The following is a 17,656-nucleotide window of genomic DNA, read 5'->3' on the forward strand; positions in this document are numbered from 1 at the left end:
GAAAGCCTTGTTTGTTGGATAGCACAACGCGTTTCTTTTGTTGCCTTCCTTGCCTCAGTTCCCTATTTTGCTCCAGCCTTGATCAGGGCTTCCACGCAGTCGATATTGCCCAGCTCGGTTACGATGGACAGCGGAGTGTCCCCAGTCGGCAAGGCAGCGTTGAGATCCGCGCCGACGTTGATCAGGAGTTTCGCGCAGTCGGTATTGCCCTTCAGGATTGCGATCAACAGCGGAGTCGCGCCCTTCTCATACCGGGCGTTGAGATCCGCCCCGGCGTCGACCAGGATTTTCAGGCAGTCGATGTTATTTTGTTGGGCAGCGATATACAGCGGGGTGGCGCCATTCAGCAGGGCAGCGTTGAGATCCGCCCCGGCGTTGATCAGGAGTGGCAGGCATTCGGTGTTATTTTTTTGGGCAGCGATTAACAACGGGTTGGCGCCATGTTCATTCCGGGCGTTGAGATCCGCCCCGGCGTTGATCAGGAGTTTCAAACAGTCGGTATTGCCTTTTAGAGCTGCGGTATAGAGCGGGGTGGCGCCATTCCTTTTTCGGGCTTCGAGATTCGCCCTGGCTTTGATCAGGGCTTTCAAGCTGTCAGTATTGCCATTCACGGCAGCGACGAAAAGAGGGGTGGCACCATCCGTAATCCTGGCGGCGTTGAGATCCGCCCCGGCTTCGATCAGGATTATCACGCAGTCGGTATTGCCCTCCTGAGCTGCGATGTATAGCGAGGTGGCGCTATTCCTGATCCGGGCATCGGGATTCGCCCCGGCGTTGATCAGGAGTTTTATGCAGTCGGTATTGCCTTTCATAGCAGCAATTTGCAGTGGGGTGGCGCCATCCGAAGTCCTGGCGGTGTTGGGGTCCGCCCCGGCGCTGATCAGGAGTTTCACGCAGTCGATGTTATTTTCCTGGGCAGCTACGAACAGTGCGGTGGCACCAGTCGAACAGGCGGCGTCGAGGTTCGCCCCAGCGCTGATCAGGCGTTCGACGATGGCCTTGTTCCCGTTATTGGATGCCAACATCAAGGCAGTGAAATCATAAGTCATAACCGCATTGACATTGACTCCTTCTGCCAGAGACCTCTCCACCTGATCCAGATCCCCGTCTAAACAGGCACGAAAAAATGTCTTATCGGGGAAAAATGTATCCGGGTGAGATTCACTGGTGTTCTGATTCATCACAGGCATCGGGTCTTGCCGACACATCGCGCAACGTCGCGAGCCGATGGGCTGATTAAAAAAACACCTCGAAATACAGTCGAGATCGAAGCGGTGTCCACAACATTGGGTTTTGACAACCACAGGCGCTTCACTTCGGCCATGGAAGGGAGCCAGGCAAATAGGACAGTGATCGGCCTTCACTGTCCATGGGGAGAGGGTAGCGAGCAATGCCACATATAAGTAGAACATCTGTGTTGGTCAATAAGCAGTACGGGTTAGATACGAAAAAGCATGTTAGTTCATTTACTGAATATCAAAGTTTCCTGTGGCCAAATAATCACCTGTTTTAAGAACTCAGAAGATGGGAGCACTTGAGAGCCGTATTGACTGAACAATATAATGCCTTTCTTTCATTTCTTTTACTGCCTCTGATCCCTACTCTGCCCCGGCGTTGATCAGGAGTTCCACACAGTCGGTATTGCCCATCGCGGTTGCGATGAAGAGCGGGGTGGCGCCAGTCTTAGTCCGGGCGTTGAGATCCGCCCCGGCGTTAATCAGGAGTTTCACGCAGTCGGTATTACCCTCCCCGGCGGCGATGTAAAGCGGGGTGGCGCCATTCTTGGTTCGGGTGTCGAGATTCGCTTTGGCCTTGATCAGGGCTTTCATGCAGTAGGTATTGCCTATTGCAGCGGCGATGAACAGTGGGGTGCTGCCATCCGAAGTCAGGGGGGTGTTGAGATTCGCCCCGGCGTCGATCAGGAGTTGCACGCAGTCGGTATATCCCTCCTGAGCTGCGATGTATAGTGGGGTGGCGCTATCCTCAGTCCGGGCATCGAGATCCGCCCCTGCCTTGATCAGGATTTCCATGCAGTCGCTATTGCCCTTCCAGGCAGCGATGAAAAGCGGTGTGGCGCCATCCAGAGTCGGGAGGGTGTTGACATCTGCCCCGGCATTGATCAGGCGTTTCACGCAGTCGGTATTGCCTCTCGCAGCAGCGGCGAACAGTGGGGTGGCAGCATCCGTAATCCTGGCGGCGTTGAGATCCGCCCCGGCTCCGATCAGGGTTATCAGGCTGTCGGTATTGCCTTTTTGGGCTGCGATGAACAGAGGGGTGGAGCCATTCTCGACCCGGGCGTTGATGTTTGCCCCGGCGTTGATCAGGAGTTTCACGCAGTCGGTGTTATTTTCTTGGGCAGCGATGAAGAGCGGGGTGTCGCCATCCGGACTCAGGGCGGCGTTAACGTCCGCCCCGGCGTTGATCAGGCGTTTCACGCAGTCGGTATTGCCTTTTGCAGCAGCGGCGAACAGTGGGGTGGCAGCATCCGTAATCCTGGCGGTGTTGAGATCCGCCCCGGCTTCGATCAGGATTTCCACGCAGTCGCTATTGCCTTTCCAGGCTGCGATGAAAAGCGGGGTGGCGCCATCCGAAGTCCGGACGCTGTTGACATCCGCCTTGGCGTTGATCAGGAGTTGCAAGCAGTCGGTGTTATTTCTCTGGGCAGCGATGAAGAGCGGGGTGTCGCCATCCGACGAGACAGCGTTGACATCCGCCCCGGCTTTGATCAGGAGTTTCAAACAGTCGATGTTATTTTCCTGGGCAGCGATGGCTAGCGAGGTGGCGCCACCCTCAGAGCGGGCGTTGAGATCTGCCCCGGCGTTAATCAGGAGCTTCACACAGTCGATGTTATTTTCCCGGGTAGCGATGAACAATGGGGTGTTAGCAGTCGAACAGGCGGCACCGTCGAGGTTCGCTCCGGCGTTGATCAGGCGTTCGACGACGGCCTTGTTCCCGTTTTTGGCTGCCAACATCAAGGCAGTGAAATCATGAGTCATAACCGCATTGACATTGACTCCTTCTGCCAGAGACCTTTCCACCTGATCCAAATCCCCGCTTAAACAGGCACAAAAAAATGTCAGATCGGGAAAAAATGTATCCGGGTGAGATGCACTGGTGTTCTGATTCACCAGAGGCATCGGGTTTTGTCGGCACATCGCACACCGGCGTGAGCCGATGGGCTGTTCGACAAAAGACTTTGAAATACAGTCCAGATCGAAGCGTTGACCACAACATTGGGTTTTGACGACCACAGGCGATTCACTTCGGCTATGGAAGGGAGCCAGACAAATAGGACATTGATCGGCCTTTAGTGTCCATGAGAAGAGGGTAGCGAGCAATGCCACACATAAGTAGAACATCTGTGTTGGTCAATAAGCCGTGTGGGTTAGATACAAAAAAGCATGTTAGTTCATTTATATGACTATCAAAGTTTGCTCTGGCTAAATAATCACGCATTGCAAAACTCAGAAGATGGGAACGGCTGAAAGCCGGGTTTACCGGATAGCACTACTGGATAGCACTACTGGATAGCACAACGCCTTTCTTTCGTTGCCTTCCTTGCCTCAGTTTCCTACTTTGCTCCAGCCTTGATCAGGGCTTCCACGCAGTCGATATTGCCCTTCTCGGTTGCGATGGACAGCGGAGTGTCGCCAGCCTCAGTGCGGACGTTGATATCCACCCCGGCGTTGATCAGGAGTTTTACGCAGTCGGTATTGCCAATCAGGGCTGCGATGAACAGCGCAGTGGCGCCATTCTCATTCCGGGCGTTGAGATTCGCCTCGGCTTCGATCAGGATTTTCAGGCAGTCGATGTTATTTTGTTGGGCAGCGATAAACAGCGGGGTGGCAACATTCATGGGAGCGTTGAGATCCGCGCCGGCTTTGATCAGGAGTTTCACGCAGTCGGTATGGCCTTTCCAGACTGCGATGAGAAGCGGGGTGGCACCATCCGTAATCCTGGCGGCGTTGAGATCCGCCCCGGCGTCGATCAGGCGTTTCACGCAGTCGGTATTGCCCTCCTGTGCAGCGATGAAAAGCGGGGTGCTGCCATTCTCACTCCGGGCATTGAGATCTGCCCCGGCGTTGATCAGGAGTTTCACGCAGTCGCTATTGCCCTCCCGTGCAGCGATGAACAGCGGGGTGCTGCCATCCGAAGTCAGGGAGGGGTTGAGATTCGCCCCGGCGTTGATCAGGAGTTTCACGCAGTCGGTATTGCCCTCCTGAGCTGCGATGTATAGCGGGGTGGCGCCATCCTCATTCCGGGCGTCGAGTTCCGCCCCGGCCTTGATCAGGATTTCCACGCAGTCGGTATTGCCTATCCCGGCAGCGATGAAAAGCGGGGTGGCGCCATCCGAAGTCCGGACGCTGTTGACATCCGCCTTGGCGTTGATCAGGAGTTGCAAGCAGTCGGTGTTATTTCTCTGGGCAGCGATGAAGAGCGGGGTGTCGCCATCCGACGAGACAGCGTTGACATCCGCCCCGGCTTTGATCAGGAGTTTCAAACAGTCGATGTTATTTTCCTGGGCAGCGATGGCTAGCGGGGTGGCGCCACCCTCAGAGCGGGCGTTGAGATCTGCCCCGGCGTTAATCAGGAGCTTCACACAGTCGATGTTATTTTCCCGGGTAGCGATGAACAATGGGGTATTAGCAGTCGAACGGGCGGCACCGTCGAGGTTCGCCCCGGCGTTGATCAGGCGTTCTAAGAGGGCCTTGTTCCCGTTTTTGGCTGCCAGCATCAAGGCAGTGAAATCATGAATCATAACCGCATTGACATTGACTCCTTCTGCCAGAGACCTTTCCACCTGATCCAGATCCCCGCTAAAACAGGCACGAAAAAATGTCAGATCGGGAAAAAATGTATCCGGATGAGATTCACTGGTGTTTTGATTCACCATAGGCATCGGGTTTTGCCGACACATCGCGCACTGGCGTGAGCCAATGGGCTGACCGGAAAAACATTTCGAAACACAGTCCAGATCGAAGCGATGGCCACAACATTGGGCTTTGACAATCACAGGCGCTAAACTCCGGCCCTGGAAGGGAACCAGACAAACAGGACAGTGATCAGCCTTCAGTGACCATGGGGAGAGGGTAGCGAGCAATGTCACGTATAAGTAGAACATCTGTGTTGCCCGATAAGCAGCTCGGGTTAGATACAAAAAAGCATGATAGTTCATTTATGTGGCTATCAAAGTTTTCTGCGAATAAATAGTCACTCCTTTGTATGACTCTGAGTCTGGGAACACCTGAACGCTGTTTTTACTGGATAGCAAAATGCCTTTCTTTTGTTCCCTTCCTTTCCCTGGCCTCGATCAGGGCTTTCACGCAGTCGGTATAACCCAACCTGGTTGCGATAGACAGTGGGGTGGCGCCATCCAAAGTCCTGGCGACGCTGAGATCTGCCTCGGCTTCGATCAGTGCTTTCAGGCATTCGGTATTGCCTTTCTCAGCAGCGACGAAGAGCGGGGTAGCGCCACCCGAAGTCGTGGCGGCGTTGAGATCTGCCCCGACGTGGATCAGGATTTCCACGCAATCGGTGCAGCCCCTCCAGGCTGCGATAAATAGCGGGGTGGCGCCATCTATAGTCCTGGCGGCGTTGAGATCCGCCCCGGCTTGGATCAGGATTTCCACGCAATCGGTATAACCTCTCCAGATTGCGGCGACAAGCGGGGTGGTGCCATCCGAAGTTCTGGCGGCGTTGAGATCCGCCCCGGCGTTGCTCAGGAGTTGCACGCATTCGGTGTTATTTTTCTGGGCAGCGATAAACAGCGGGGTGGCACCATTCACCAGGGCAGCGTTGAGAGCCGCCCCGGCGTTGATCAGGAGTTTCACGCAGTCGGGGTTATTTTCCCGGGCAGCGAGGAACAGCGCGGTAGCACCGGTCGAATGGGCGGCATTGAGGTTCGCCCCGGCGTTGATAAGGCGTTCGACGACGTCCGTGTGCCCCCCGTAGGATGCCAACATCAAGGCCGTGAAATCATCAGCCATGACGGCATTGACATTGACGCCTTCTGTCAGTGACCTCTCCACCTGATCCAAATCCCCGTCATAACAGGCATCATAAAACGTATGATCGGGGAAAAATGTATCCGTGAGAGATTCACCGGTGTTTTGATTCAGCAAAGGCATCGGGTTTTGCCGGCACATCGCGCAATGGCGTGAGCTGATGGGCTGATTAAAAAAACACCTCGTTATACAGTCCAGATCGAAGAGTTGGCCGCAACATTGGGTTTTGACGACCTCAGTCGCTGCATCACTGCTACGGAAGTAATCCAGACAAATAGGACATTGATCGGCCTTCAGTGTCCAGGAGAGGGTAGTGAGCAATGCCATCCATAAGTAAAACATCTGTGCTGGCCAATAAGTAGTTCGGGTTAGGTACAAAGAAGCTATGGTAGTTCATTTGTATGGCTATCCAATGTTCCCTACTTTGCCCCGGCCTTGATCAGGAGTCCTACGCAGTCGGTATTGCCATTCAGGGCTGCTGCGGACAGCGGGGTGGCGCCATCTGAAGTCCGGAGGGTGTTGACATCTGCCCCCGCGTCGATCAGCAGTTTCATGGTGTCGGCGTTACCATACTCAGCAGCGATGAACAGTGCGGTGGAACCATTCAAACGGGCCACTTCGAGGTTCGCGCCGGTGTTGATCAGGATTTCCACGCAATCGGTATGGCCCTTCAGAGCTGCAAAGATCAACACGGTGGTGCCATCCGTAGTCCGGGTGTTGAGATTCGCCCCGGCATTGATCAAGAGTTTCATAGAGTCGGCGTTATTTTCCTGGGCTGCGACAAACAGTGGTGGCACACCATTCGGAGTGGCGGCGTTGAGATTTGCCTTGGCTTCAATCAGGAGTTTCAGGCTGTCGATGTTATTGTGTCGGACCGCCACGAGCAAAGCATTGGAGCCAATCTTGTTCTGGGCGTCGAGATCTGCCCCGGCATTGATCAGTATTTTCACACAGTCGGTGTTATTTTTTTGTACAGCCATGTGCAGTGGGGTGTAGCCATTCTGGGCCCGGGCGTTGAGATTCGCCTCGGCTTCGATCAGTGCTTTTACGCAGTCGGTATTGCCTTTTCCGGCAGCGATGAACAGCGGGGTGGCGCCATACTCAGACCGTGCGTTGACATCCGCCCCGGCGCTGATCAGGAGTTTCACGCAGTCGATGTTATTTTCCTGAGCAGCGATGGACAGTGCGGTGGCACCAGTCGAACAGGCGGCGTCGAGGTTCGCCCCGGCGTTGATCAGGCGTTCGACGACGTCCTTGTTCCCGTCACTGGATGCCAACATTAAGGCAGTGAAGCCACCAATCACAACGGCATTGACATTGACTCCTTCTGCCAGTGACCTCTCCACCCGATCCAGATCCCCGTTTATACAGGCTAGATAAAACGCCTGATCGGGGAAAAATGTATCCGGGTGAGGTTCACTGGTGTTCTGATTCACCAAAGGCATCGGGTCTTGCCGACACATCGCGCACCGACGTGAGCCGATGGGCTGATCAGTAAAATATCTCGAAATACAGTCCAGATCGAAGCGTTGGCAACAACATTGGGTTGTGACGACCACGGGCGGTACACTTCGACCATGGAAGGGAGCCAGACAAATAGGACATTGATCGGCCTCTGGTGTCGATGGGAAGAAGGCAGCAAGCAATGCCATACATAAATAGAACATCTGGATTGGTCAAAAGTGTTAAGGGTTAGATACAAAAAAAGTATATTAGTCCATTGGTATGGCTACCAAAGTTTGCTACGGCTAAACAATCACGAATTTCAAAAATCCAGAAGATGGGAACACCTTAAAGTCGTGGTTACTGGATAACACAACTCGATGCTTTCATTCCTTTCCCTTGCCTGGCCTCGATAAGGACTTTTTCGCAGTCGTAGTTGCGTCAAATATCCTGAGCCAGTTGCCGTTCTGCCGGATCGTCGCTTGCGCTCAAAAACAGTCAAATAAAATTGCTACAATCGCAAAATCAATTACGCCAGACACAAGATAAATCGTCAAAAGGTGAATTTATCTTGTGGGGTTCAACTACAAAGCTAGCCAAGATTGAAGGCGTAACCAGCCAAACTATGAGGCACAAGATCGAAAGCGGTCACTACGAAAAAGTGAAGCAAACCAGTGGTGGTCACTTCCGCATATTCATTAACCAGCAGAGGAAGATATGCTATACAAGAGTGAGTTCTGGAAAGCAAAAATCCAGCATTGACACGCAAAAGCGTATCTTACTCAAAGAGCACCCTGATGCAGAATTTATCAGCGACATTGCCAGTGCTTTCAACTTTAAGCGAAAAGGACTGCAAACCATTCTGGAATCACCGGTGTGCGGAAATCCAACCCATATTGTGGTTGCCACAAAAAATCGCCTTGCCCGATCAGGATTTGAACTTATCAAGTGGCTTGTTGAATTATCGGGAGGACACATCGAGGTTTTGGATGACCCGGATAACGCCTGTGAGCCATTCGACACCCAAGAGCTTATCGGTTTCATTACCTCATTCTGCAATAGCCACTACGGGAAGCGATCTGCTAAAAGACGCAAAGGACGCAAAGAGAGTAGCATCAAAAAAGACCAGGTTTTACCCAGAGAATAAGCAAGCCTATCACGATGCCCTGATGCTCTATCGGAGGTCGTACAACCTTGCTGTTGAGCGTTTCCGCAATGATGACTATAAAGATGCCAGCGGAAAATTCATCAACATGCGACCTGCCATTAAAGCTCAAGTGAAGCAAGAGCAAAAAGGGAGCTAAAGAGGGCTTTGCAGAAATCAGTTTCAAAAGCCGCAAAGGTAGCAGGCACTCATTCTCTATTGACCGTTTGCCAAAGGGATTAAATCCCTGCGTAGAGGCTCTTGGCAAGATTCACCTGACAGAAGATGTGCCAGCAGAAGCGATTGGCAAGTCTTGTGTCATAACCTACGACAAAGGTCGCTGGTTCATTCAGGTTCAACAACATATTGAGCTAAATCCCGAAATCCAAGGGAAGGTTAGATGCGTTGGAGTTGACCCCGGTGAACACGCGGAAGGGCGTTGAGTTCCACGATATGCCCCAGTGGGCAAGAGATCGGATTATTCATTTCAACAGGGAAATTGACCGGCTGAAATGCAAAAAGGATGACATTGTTCTTGATCTGCATAACCGGCTGGCGTTCGAGCTGGTGTCGAACTACGACGTTGTATTTTTGCCAACCTTTGAGACAAGAGGTATGGTCACACGCAAAGATAAGAAGGTTCGCACCATTCGCCGTAACACCTGCCGCCAGATGCTTGACCTCAATCACTACCAATTCAAAAAGCGGCTTAAGTGGTACGCAAAAAAGTATGGAAAGCATGTGGTTGATTGCAACGAAGCCTATACATCCAAGACTCGATCATGGAGCGGGACCATTGACGAAAAATTAGGTTCTTCCAAAATTATTAAGGGTGAGGGCTTCATCGTTGATCGTGATATCAACGGTGCCAGAAATGTCTTTCTTAAGTGTTTGACAAGGTAGCTTGAACCTTAGCCATAACAGCGAGTGTTGCGCTCGTTGCGGTTTTAATCAAGAGTAAAGCCCGAAGCGCATTAACTTTATTGTTCATGTCCTCTCTCTGAATCTTGCGATCATAGAATTCTTTCTGCATCCCCATCATTTCCTTGCGATACTGACGGTTCTCTTTGGCATCAATGGCCGAATTGACCAGCCCAAAACCACGGGCAAAGCCCCCGACAAAGGCATCTGTGCTTTGGTAATTCATTTTGATTCCCTTCTGTTATTTGCCTACAGTGGTAGGGCAATGGAGGTATTTTTATGAATAATTTATATAACACTGATTATCATCAATGGCTGAGTCAGCAAGTAACCCTGTTGAAAACTCAAAACTTTAATCAGTTGGATTTAGAAAACCTGATTGAGGATTTAGAGTTGAGCATTAAGCAAGACCTTCGTGTACTGGACAGTCACTTGGTAATTCTTATACTTCATCTTCTCAAAATAGACTACCAAACCAGTGTGTTGAGAGACAGTATAGCTACTGAAAGAGTACTTAAGGGTTGGGTGGTTAGCATATGCAATGCAAGACGTGATATTGATAAATTAATAGAAAAAAATCATTGTCTTACAGCAAAAATTGAAGAGGTTTTAAGTGAGGCTTATCCTGATGCCAAAGAGAGAGCCGTTAAAGAAATGAACATCTACGCCAGTAGCGAAACGCAACGACTGAATGACAGTAGTTTCCCGCCTGAGTGTCCGTGGTCATTTGAACAGATCATGACTGAAGACTGGTATCCCCTTAATGGCGTCAATCTCTACGACAGAAGACTGGCTGCCGGAGGCTGACCATGAGTAACCTATACAATACCGATTACCACCAATGACTGACCCAACAGCGTGAACTGCTGACCAAACGACAGTTTGACCAGCTTGACATTGACAATCTGTTGGAGGCTGTGTAGCACGAAATGGGTAGTATTACAGGCACCATGAAATGTCCAATCGGGGAAAAATGTATCCGGGTGAGATTCACGAATTTCAAAAATCCAGAAGATGGGAACACTTGAAAGTCGTGGTTACTGGATAACACTCCGACTTTCTTTTGTTCCTTTCCTTACCTCATTTCCCTACTTTGCCTCAGCCTCTGTAAGGACTTTCACGCAGTTGGTATTGCCCATTTCGGTTGCGATGGACACTGGGGTGGAGCCATCCAAAGTCGTGGTGGCATTGAGATCCACCCCGACGTGGATCAGGATTTCCACGCAATCGGTATTGCCTTTCCAGGCTGCGATAAAAAGCGGGGTGGCGCCATCCAAAGTCCTGGCGGCGTTGAGATCCGCCCCGGCGTTGATCAGGATTTCCAGGCAATCGGCATTGCCCTTCAAAGCTGCGAGGAAAAGCGGAGAGGTGCCATCCAAAGTTCTGGCAGCGTTGGGATTCGCCCCGGCGTTGATCAGGCGTTCGACGACGTCCGTGTGCCCCCTGATGGATGCCACCATTAAGGCAGTGAGACCCTTAACCATCACGGCATTGACATTGACTCCATCCGCCAGTGACCTCTCCAACTGATCCAAATCCCCGTCATAACAGGCATCATAAAATGTCCAATCGGGGAAAAATGTATCCGGGTGAGATTCATTGGTGTTCTGATTCACCACAGGCATCGGGTCTTGCCGACACATCGCACACCGGCGTGAGCCGATGGGCTGATCAAGAAAACACCTCGTAATACAGTCCAGATCGAAGCGTTGGCGACAACATTGGGTTGTGACGACCACGGGCGGTACACTTCGACCATGGAAGTAAGCCAGACAAATAGGACATTGATCAGCCTTTACTATTGACGGGGAGAGGGTAGTGAGCAATGTCACCCATAAGTAGAACATCTGTGCTAGCCAATAAGTATTATGGGTTAGGTTCAAAGGGAGTATGTTAGTTCATTTTTACGGCTATCAAAGTTTGCTGCGGCTAAATAATCACGAATTTCAAAAATCCAGAAGATAGGAACACCTGAAAGTCGTATTACTGGATAACACAGCACTTTTCTTTTGTTCCCTTGCCTTGCCTCTGTTCCTCATTTTGCCCCAGCCTTCATCAGTGCTATCGCACACTCGTTATTGCCCTTCAGGATTGCGATGGACAGCGGGGTGGCGCCATCACTGGTTCTGGCAGCGTTGAGATTCGCCCCGGCTTTGATCAGGACTTCCAGGCAGCCGGAGTTATTTTCCTGGGCAGCGAGGAACAGCGGGGTGGAACCATCCGGCAAGGCGGCGTTGAGATCCGCCCCATTTTTGATCAGGAGTTTCGTGCAGCCTCTATTGCCCTTAAAGGCTGCGATGAGAAGCAGCGTGTTGCCATCCATAAACCGGGTGTTGAGATCTGCCTCGTCTTTGATCAAGAGTTCCACACACTTGACATAGCCTCTTGAAACAGCGATGAACAGCGGGGTGGCGCCATCCGAAGTCTTGGGGATGTTGCGATCTGCCCCGGCCTTGAGCAGGTGTTTCACGCAGTCGGTATTGGCACTATCAGTAGCAAAGTACAGTGGGGTGACGCCCATAACCGTTCGGGCATTGATATCCGCCCTGGCCTTGAGCAGGCGTTTCACGCAGTTGGTCTTGCCCTGCTGGGCAGCCATCATCAGCGCGGTGGCACCGTCCTCAGTCCGGCTGCTATTGACGTCCGCCCCGGCCTTGATCAGGCGGTCGACGATCACTTCATCTCCCTCATTGGATGCCAACATCAAGGGAGTATCCTTCTTCATGACGGCATTGACATTGACTCCTTCTGCCAGCGCTCTGTACACCTGTTTCCGGTTCCCCATTGAACAGGCATTATAAAACGTCAGATTGGGGAAAAATTTAACCTGGTGAGATTCACCGGTGTTCAAATTCATCACAGGGAACGGGTCTCCCCGGCAATACGCGCACCGGCGGCGGTCTATGGCTACTTCAAGAAATAGCTGCGTAATACAGTCCACATGGTAGCGGTGGCCACATTGGGTTTGAAATACAGGATTGACGCTCACAGCCGTCACATCGCGACCATGGAAATCTTCCAAACAAATAGGACAGGCATCGTTCGTCGACGTTACGTCAGTTCCCACGGGGAAAGGGGAGTGAGTAATGGCATCCACAAGTAAAACCTCCTCGTTATTTTATTCAATGAGTTATCCACATAAGTCTTGGACACCAAAAAAGTACGATAATTCAGTTTTATGGCTAATAAATTTGCTGTGACTAAATAATCTCGCATTGCAAAACACAGAAGCAGGGAATACCTGAAAGCTGTGTTTACCGGGAAACACAACGCCTTTGTTTTGTTCTCTTCCTTGCTTCAGTTCCCTACTTTGCTCCAGCCTTGATCAGGGCTTTCGCGCAGTCGGTGTTGCCTTTCCGGGTTGCGACGGACAGCGGGGTAGTGCCAAGCTCAGTCCGGCTGTTGAGGTTTGCCCCGGCGTTGATCAGTAGTTTCAAGCAGTCGGTATTGCCATTCTGAGCAGCGATAAACAATGCGGTGGCGTCATTCGTGTTGGCGGCGTCGAGATCCGCGTGAGCATTGATCAGGAGTTTCACGCAGTCGGTATTGCCCATCTGGGCAGCGACCATCAGTGCGGTGGCGCCAGTCACAGTTCGTGCGTTGATATTTGCGCTGCCTTCGATCAGGGCTTTCAAACAGTCAGTATTACCATTCTGGGCTGTTATGAACAGCGGGCTGACGTCACGCGGCGTGGCGGCGTTGATATCCGCCCCAGCGCTGATCAGGAGTTTCGCGCAGTCGGTATTGCCCTCTTGGGCAGCAATCCACAACGCAGTGGCGCCACCCTTAGACCTGGTGTTGAGATCCGCTTTGGCTCCGATCAGGGCTTTCAAGCAGTTGGTGTTATTTTTCTGGGCAGCCTGGAGCAGCGGAGTGCCGCCATCCTCAGACCGAGCCGCGTTAAGGTCCGCCCCGGCCTTGATCAGGCGTCCGACGACGTCTATGTGTCCGCCAATGGATGCCAACATCAAGGCAGTGAAGCCTTCATTCATAGCAGCATTGACATTGACGCCTTCTGCCAGTGACCTCTCCACCTGATCCAAATCTCCATTACAACAGGCATCATAAAATGTCCTATCGGGGAAAAATGTATCCGGGTGAGATTCACTGGTGTTCTGATTCACCACAGGCATCGGGTCTTGCCGACACATCGCGCACCGGCGTGAGCCGATGGGCTGATCAGCAAAACACCTCGATATACAGTCCAGATCGAAGCGTTGGCCACAACATTGGGTTTTGACGACCACAGGCGCTTCACTTCGACCATGGAACTCAGCCAGACAAACAGGACATTGATCAGCCTTTACTGTTGTCGGGGAGAGGGCAGTGAGCAATGCCATCCATAAGTAAAACATCTGTGCTAGCCGATAAGTAGTACGGGTTAGGTGCAAAGAAAGTATGGTAGTTCATTTATATGGCTATCAAAGCTTGCTCTGGCAAAATAATTACACATTGCAAAACTCGGGAGATGGGAACACCTGAGAGCTGTGTTTACTGGACAATATAACGCCTTTCTTCTGTTTCTTTCACTGCCTCTGTTCCCTACTCTGCCCCGGCGTTGACCAAGAGTTCGACGCAGTCGGTATTGCCCTTCAGGGCTGCTGCGCAGAGCGGTGTGGCGCCATCCGAAGTCCGGCAGATGTTGAGATTTGCCCCGGCGTTGACCAAGAGCTTCACGCATTCGGTATTGCCCAACTCGGCAGCGATTAACAGTGGAGTGGCGCCATCCAAAGTCCTGGTGGCGTTGAGATTCGCCTCGGCTTCGATCAGTGCTTTCACGCATTCGGTATTGCCTATCGCAGCAGCGGCAAACAACGGGGTGACGCCATTTGGCAAGGCAGCGTTGAGATCCGCCCCGGCGTTGATCAGGAGTTGTATGCAGTCGGTGTTGTTTTCCTGGATAGCCATGAACAGTGCGGTGGCGCCATTCTTCTTACACCGGGCGTTGAGATCCGTCCCGTCCTTGATCAGGGCTTTCACGCAATCGGTATTGCCCAACTGTACTGCCATGGACAGCGGGGTGGCGCCATCCATAGTTCGGGCGGCGTTGAGATCCGCCCCGGCGTTGATCAGGAGTTTCACGCAGGCGATGTTATTTTCTTGTACAGCGATGAACAGCGGGGTGGCGCCATTCTTATTCCGGGCGTTGAGATCTGCTTCGGCTTCGATCAGGATTGCCACGCAATCGGTATTACCCTTCCGGGCTGCAATGTATAGCGGGGTGGTGCCATCCGCAGTCGCGGGGGTGTTGGGGTTCGCCCCGGCTTTGATCAGGATTTTCAGGCAGCCGGTATTGCCCGTCAGGGCCGCGATGAACAGCGGGGTGGTGCCATCTTCATTCCGAGCTACGTTGACGTCTGCCCCGGCGTTGATCAGGCGTTCAACGATGTCCATGTGCCCCTTGCTGGATGCCAACATGAAGGCAGTGAAGCCATCATTCATAGCAGCATTGACATTGACGCCTTCTGCCAGTGACCTCTCCACTTGATCCAAATCTCCATCACAACAGGCATCATAAAATGTCCGATCGGGGAAAAATGTATCGGGGTGAGATTCACTGGTGTTCTGATTCACCACAGGCACCGGGTCTTGCCGACACATCGCGCACCGGCGTGAGCCGATGGGCTGATTAAAAAAACACCTCGATATACAGTCCAGATCGAAGCGTTGGCGACAACATTGGGTTTTGACGACCACAGGCGCTTCACTTCGACCATGGAAGTCAGCCAGACAAATAGGACATTGATCAGCCTTTACTGCTGACGGGGAGAGGGTAGTGAGCAATGCCACCCATAAGTAAAACATCTGTGTTGGTCAATAAGTAGCTTGGGTTAGATACAAAAAAAGTATGGTAGTTCATTTGTATGACTATCACAGTTTGCTGTGACCAAATAATCATGAATATCAAAAAACACGAAGATGGGAACACTTGAAAGCTGTTTTTACTGGATAGCAAAATGCCTTTCTTTTGTTTCCTTCCTTTCTTTGGTCGCAGTAAGGGCTTCCACGCAGTCGGTATGGCCCAACCTGGTTGCGATGGACAGTGGGGTGGCGCCATCCGAAGTCCTGGCGGCGTTGAGATCCGCCTCGGCGTTGACCAGTGCTTTCACACATACGGTATTGCCTTTCTCAGCAGCGGCGAGCAACGGGGTGGCACCATCCGAAGTCCTGGCGGCGTTGAGATCCGCCCCTGCGTTGATCAGGATTTTCATGCAATCGGTATGGCCTTTCCAAGCTGCGAAGAAAAGCGGGGTGGCGCCATTCGAGGTCATGGCGGCGTTGACGTTTGCTCCGGCGTTGATAAGGCGTTCAACGACGTCCGTGTGCCCTCCGGAGGATGCCAACATCAAGGATGTGAAATCATCGGTCATAACGGCATTGACATTGACTCCTTCTGCCAGTGACTTCTCCACCTGATCCAAATCCCCGTCATAACAGGCATCATAAAAGGTCTGATTGGGGAAAAATGTATCCGGGTACGATTCACCGGTATGCCAATGCAAAACAGGGAGAGGGTTTTGTCGGCAATACCCGCACTGGCGAGAGCCTGTGGGCTGAATAACAAATTGCCTCGTAATGCAGTCCAGATGGTAGAAGTGGCGACATCGGGTGATGACGAACACAGTCTCTCTACTACGGCTATGGTAGCGGTAGCAATCCAGACAAATTTCAAGTAGATCGGCCTTCAGTGTCCATGAGAAGAGGGCAGCGATCAATGTGACCTTTAGGTAGAACATCTGTACTAGCCAATAAGCAGCGCAGTTTAGGTCCAAAGTAATCATGATAGTTTATTTGTATGGCTATCAAAGTTTGCTGTGACTAAATAATCACGAATTTCAAAAACTCAGCAGATGGGAACTCCTTAAAGCCGTGTTACAGGATAATGCAGTACCCTTCATTTGTTCTCTTCGGAGTCTTGGCCTTGATAAGGGCCAATGCGCAGTCGATGTTGTCCATCTCGATTGCGATAGACAGCGGGGTGGCGCCATCCGAAGTTCTGGCGGCGTTGAGATCCGCCCCGGCGTTGATCAGGGTTTCCACGCAATTGGTATTGCCTTTCAAAGCTGCGATGAAAAGCGGGGTGGCGCCATCCGAAGTCCTGGCGGCGTTGACATTCGCCCCGCAGTTGATCAGGGTTTCGACGCAATCGGTATTGCCTTTTAAAGCTGCGATGAAAAGCGGGGTGGCGCCATCCGAAGTTCTGGCGGCGTTGAGATCCGCCCCATGTTTGATCAGGAGTTCCATGGTGCCCTTACAGGCTGCAATGAGTAGCAGCGTGTTGCCATCCCTGAACCGGGTGTTGAGATCTGCCTCGTCTTTGATCAAGAGTTCCACGCACTCGACATAGCTTCTCGAAACAGCGATGGACAGAGGGGTGGCGCCATCCGAAGTCTTGGGGATGTTGCGATCTGCCCCGGCATTGAGCAGGAGTTTCGCGCACCCGGTTCTGCCTTTCTCAGCAGCAAAGTACAGTGGAGTGGCGCCCGTCACATTTCGGGCGTTGACATTCGCCCTGGCCTTGAGCAGAAGTTTCACGCAGTTGGTCCTGCCCCGCTGGGCAGCTACCATCAGCGCGGTGGCGCCGTCCTCAGTCCGGGCGGTATTGACGTCCGCCCCGGCCTTGAGCAGGTGGTCGACGATCACTTCATCCCCCTCATTGGATGCCAAGATCAAGGGAGTATCCTTATTCATGACGGCATTGACATTGACTCCTTCTGCCAGCGCCCTGGACACCTGTTCCCGGTTCCCGTTTGAACAGGCATAATAAAACCTCAGATTGGGGAAAAATTTAACCTGGTGAGATTCACCGGTGTTCAAATTCATCACAGGGAACGGGTCTCCCCGGCAATACGCGCACTGGCGGCGGTCTATGGCTACTTCAAGAAATAGCTGCGTAATACAGTCCACATGGTAGCGGTGGCCACATTGGGTTTGAAATACAGGTTTGACGCTCACAGCCGTCACATCGCGACCATGGAAATCTTCCAAACAAATAGGACAGGCATCGTTCGTCGACGTTACATCAGTTCCCATGGGTAAATGAGAGTGAGTAATGGCATCCACAAGTAAAACCTCCTCGTTGTTTTATCTAATGAGTTTTAGACACAAAAAAAGTACGATAATTCAGTTTTATGGCGAATAA

15 protein-coding genes are annotated in these 17,656 nt (G+C 52.0%); 3 read left to right on the top strand and 12 right to left on the bottom strand.

Going from position 1 to position 17,656, the window contains the following annotated elements; translation table 11 throughout:
* Positions 1–62: 62 nt before the first annotated feature.
* The 5 genes from ACO6V5_RS22240 to ACO6V5_RS22260 form a co-directional block, all read right to left on the bottom strand.
* Positions 63–1,412, bottom strand: a complete 1,350-nt coding sequence (locus ACO6V5_RS22240; RefSeq protein ID WP_422135600.1) for an ankyrin repeat domain-containing protein — start codon at positions 1,410–1,412, stop codon at positions 63–65.
* A gap of 186 nt (positions 1,413–1,598) precedes the next feature.
* Complete coding sequence (locus tag ACO6V5_RS22245) at positions 1,599–3,359, bottom strand: ankyrin repeat domain-containing protein (RefSeq protein ID WP_422135599.1); 1,761 nt, start codon at positions 3,357–3,359, stop codon at positions 1,599–1,601.
* A gap of 212 nt (positions 3,360–3,571) precedes the next feature.
* Positions 3,572–5,122, bottom strand: a complete 1,551-nt coding sequence (locus tag ACO6V5_RS22250; RefSeq protein WP_422413545.1) for an ankyrin repeat domain-containing protein — start codon at positions 5,120–5,122, stop codon at positions 3,572–3,574.
* 136 nt (positions 5,123–5,258) lie between these two features.
* On the bottom strand, positions 5,259–6,347 hold the full coding sequence (locus ACO6V5_RS22255) for an ankyrin repeat domain-containing protein (protein WP_422135597.1): 1,089 nt from the start codon (positions 6,345–6,347) through the stop codon (positions 5,259–5,261).
* A gap of 77 nt (positions 6,348–6,424) precedes the next feature.
* Entirely contained in the window at positions 6,425–7,672 is a 1,248-nt protein-coding gene (locus tag ACO6V5_RS22260; RefSeq protein ID WP_422135596.1) for an ankyrin repeat domain-containing protein, read from the bottom strand.
* Positions 7,673–8,019: 347 nt separating this feature from the next.
* On the opposite strand from ACO6V5_RS22260, the gene ACO6V5_RS22265 reads away from it, so the two are divergent.
* Both ACO6V5_RS22265 and ACO6V5_RS22270 read left to right on the top strand, forming a co-directional pair.
* On the top strand, positions 8,020–8,595 hold the full coding sequence (locus ACO6V5_RS22265) for an IS607 family transposase (RefSeq protein WP_422442630.1): 576 nt from the start codon (positions 8,020–8,022) through the stop codon (positions 8,593–8,595).
* 417 nt (positions 8,596–9,012) lie between these two features.
* Positions 9,013–9,495: a zinc ribbon domain-containing protein gene (locus tag ACO6V5_RS22270; RefSeq protein ID WP_422135594.1), complete on the top strand. Its 483-nt coding sequence runs from the start codon at positions 9,013–9,015 to the stop codon at positions 9,493–9,495.
* On the opposite strand, the gene ACO6V5_RS22275 is transcribed toward ACO6V5_RS22270, so the two are convergent.
* Positions 9,476–9,739, bottom strand: a complete 264-nt coding sequence (locus tag ACO6V5_RS22275) for a hypothetical protein (RefSeq protein ID WP_422135593.1) — start codon at positions 9,737–9,739, stop codon at positions 9,476–9,478. The two genes, ACO6V5_RS22270 and ACO6V5_RS22275, sit on opposite strands and share 20 nt — an antisense overlap.
* 53 nt (positions 9,740–9,792) lie before the next feature.
* On the opposite strand from ACO6V5_RS22275, the gene ACO6V5_RS22280 reads away from it, so the two are divergent.
* Positions 9,793–10,320, top strand: a complete 528-nt coding sequence (locus tag ACO6V5_RS22280; RefSeq protein WP_422135592.1) for a DUF29 domain-containing protein — start codon at positions 9,793–9,795, stop codon at positions 10,318–10,320.
* Between the two features lie 281 nt (positions 10,321–10,601).
* On the opposite strand, the gene ACO6V5_RS22285 is transcribed toward ACO6V5_RS22280, so the two are convergent.
* From ACO6V5_RS22285 to ACO6V5_RS22310, 6 genes are all read right to left on the bottom strand, one after another.
* Complete coding sequence (locus ACO6V5_RS22285; RefSeq protein WP_422135591.1) at positions 10,602–11,360, bottom strand: ankyrin repeat domain-containing protein; 759 nt, start codon at positions 11,358–11,360, stop codon at positions 10,602–10,604.
* A gap of 188 nt (positions 11,361–11,548) precedes the next feature.
* Positions 11,549–12,610: an ankyrin repeat domain-containing protein gene (locus ACO6V5_RS22290; protein WP_422412656.1), complete on the bottom strand. Its 1,062-nt coding sequence runs from the start codon at positions 12,608–12,610 to the stop codon at positions 11,549–11,551.
* 208 nt (positions 12,611–12,818) lie between these two features.
* Entirely contained in the window at positions 12,819–13,868 is a 1,050-nt protein-coding gene (locus ACO6V5_RS22295; protein WP_422412654.1) for an ankyrin repeat domain-containing protein, read from the bottom strand.
* A gap of 187 nt (positions 13,869–14,055) precedes the next feature.
* Positions 14,056–15,318 (bottom strand): ankyrin repeat domain-containing protein, encoded by a 1,263-nt coding sequence (locus ACO6V5_RS22300; protein WP_422412652.1) that lies wholly within the window; start codon positions 15,316–15,318, stop codon positions 14,056–14,058.
* Between the two features lie 137 nt (positions 15,319–15,455).
* On the bottom strand, positions 15,456–16,250 hold the full coding sequence (locus ACO6V5_RS22305; protein WP_422135587.1) for an ankyrin repeat domain-containing protein: 795 nt from the start codon (positions 16,248–16,250) through the stop codon (positions 15,456–15,458).
* Between the two features lie 136 nt (positions 16,251–16,386).
* Positions 16,387–17,577, bottom strand: a complete 1,191-nt coding sequence (locus ACO6V5_RS22310; RefSeq protein WP_422135586.1) for an ankyrin repeat domain-containing protein — start codon at positions 17,575–17,577, stop codon at positions 16,387–16,389.
* Positions 17,578–17,656: the final 79 nt, after the last annotated feature.

The organism is Endozoicomonas sp. ALD068 (assembly GCF_049310145.1).
In the GTDB taxonomy this organism is placed as follows: Bacteria; Pseudomonadota; Gammaproteobacteria; order Pseudomonadales; family Endozoicomonadaceae; genus Endozoicomonas_A.

Bases quoted from the DNA above. Each gene is read 5' to 3' on its own strand.
- ACO6V5_RS22250 (WP_422413545.1), bottom strand. From the start codon at position 5,122: ATGTTCTACTTATACGTGACATTGCTCGCTACCCTCTCCCCATGGTCA.
- ACO6V5_RS22255 (WP_422135597.1), bottom strand. From the start codon at position 6,347: ATGTTTTACTTATGGATGGCATTGCTCACTACCCTCTCCTGGACACTG.
- ACO6V5_RS22260 (WP_422135596.1), bottom strand. From the start codon at position 7,672: ATGTTCTATTTATGTATGGCATTGCTTGCTGCCTTCTTCCCATCGACA.
- ACO6V5_RS22280 (WP_422135592.1), top strand. From the start codon at position 9,793: ATGAATAATTTATATAACACTGATTATCATCAATGGCTGAGTCAGCAA.
- ACO6V5_RS22295 (WP_422412654.1), bottom strand. From the start codon at position 13,868: ATGTTTTACTTATGGATGGCATTGCTCACTGCCCTCTCCCCGACAACA.
- ACO6V5_RS22300 (WP_422412652.1), bottom strand. From the start codon at position 15,318: ATGTTTTACTTATGGGTGGCATTGCTCACTACCCTCTCCCCGTCAGCA.
- ACO6V5_RS22240 (WP_422135600.1), bottom strand. From the start codon at position 1,412: ATGTTCTACTTATATGTGGCATTGCTCGCTACCCTCTCCCCATGGACA.
- ACO6V5_RS22285 (WP_422135591.1), bottom strand. From the start codon at position 11,360: ATGTTCTACTTATGGGTGACATTGCTCACTACCCTCTCCCCGTCAATA.
- ACO6V5_RS22305 (WP_422135587.1), bottom strand. From the start codon at position 16,250: ATGTTCTACCTAAAGGTCACATTGATCGCTGCCCTCTTCTCATGGACA.
- ACO6V5_RS22245 (WP_422135599.1), bottom strand. From the start codon at position 3,359: ATGTTCTACTTATGTGTGGCATTGCTCGCTACCCTCTTCTCATGGACA.
- ACO6V5_RS22275 (WP_422135593.1), bottom strand. From the start codon at position 9,739: ATGAATTACCAAAGCACAGATGCCTTTGTCGGGGGCTTTGCCCGTGGT.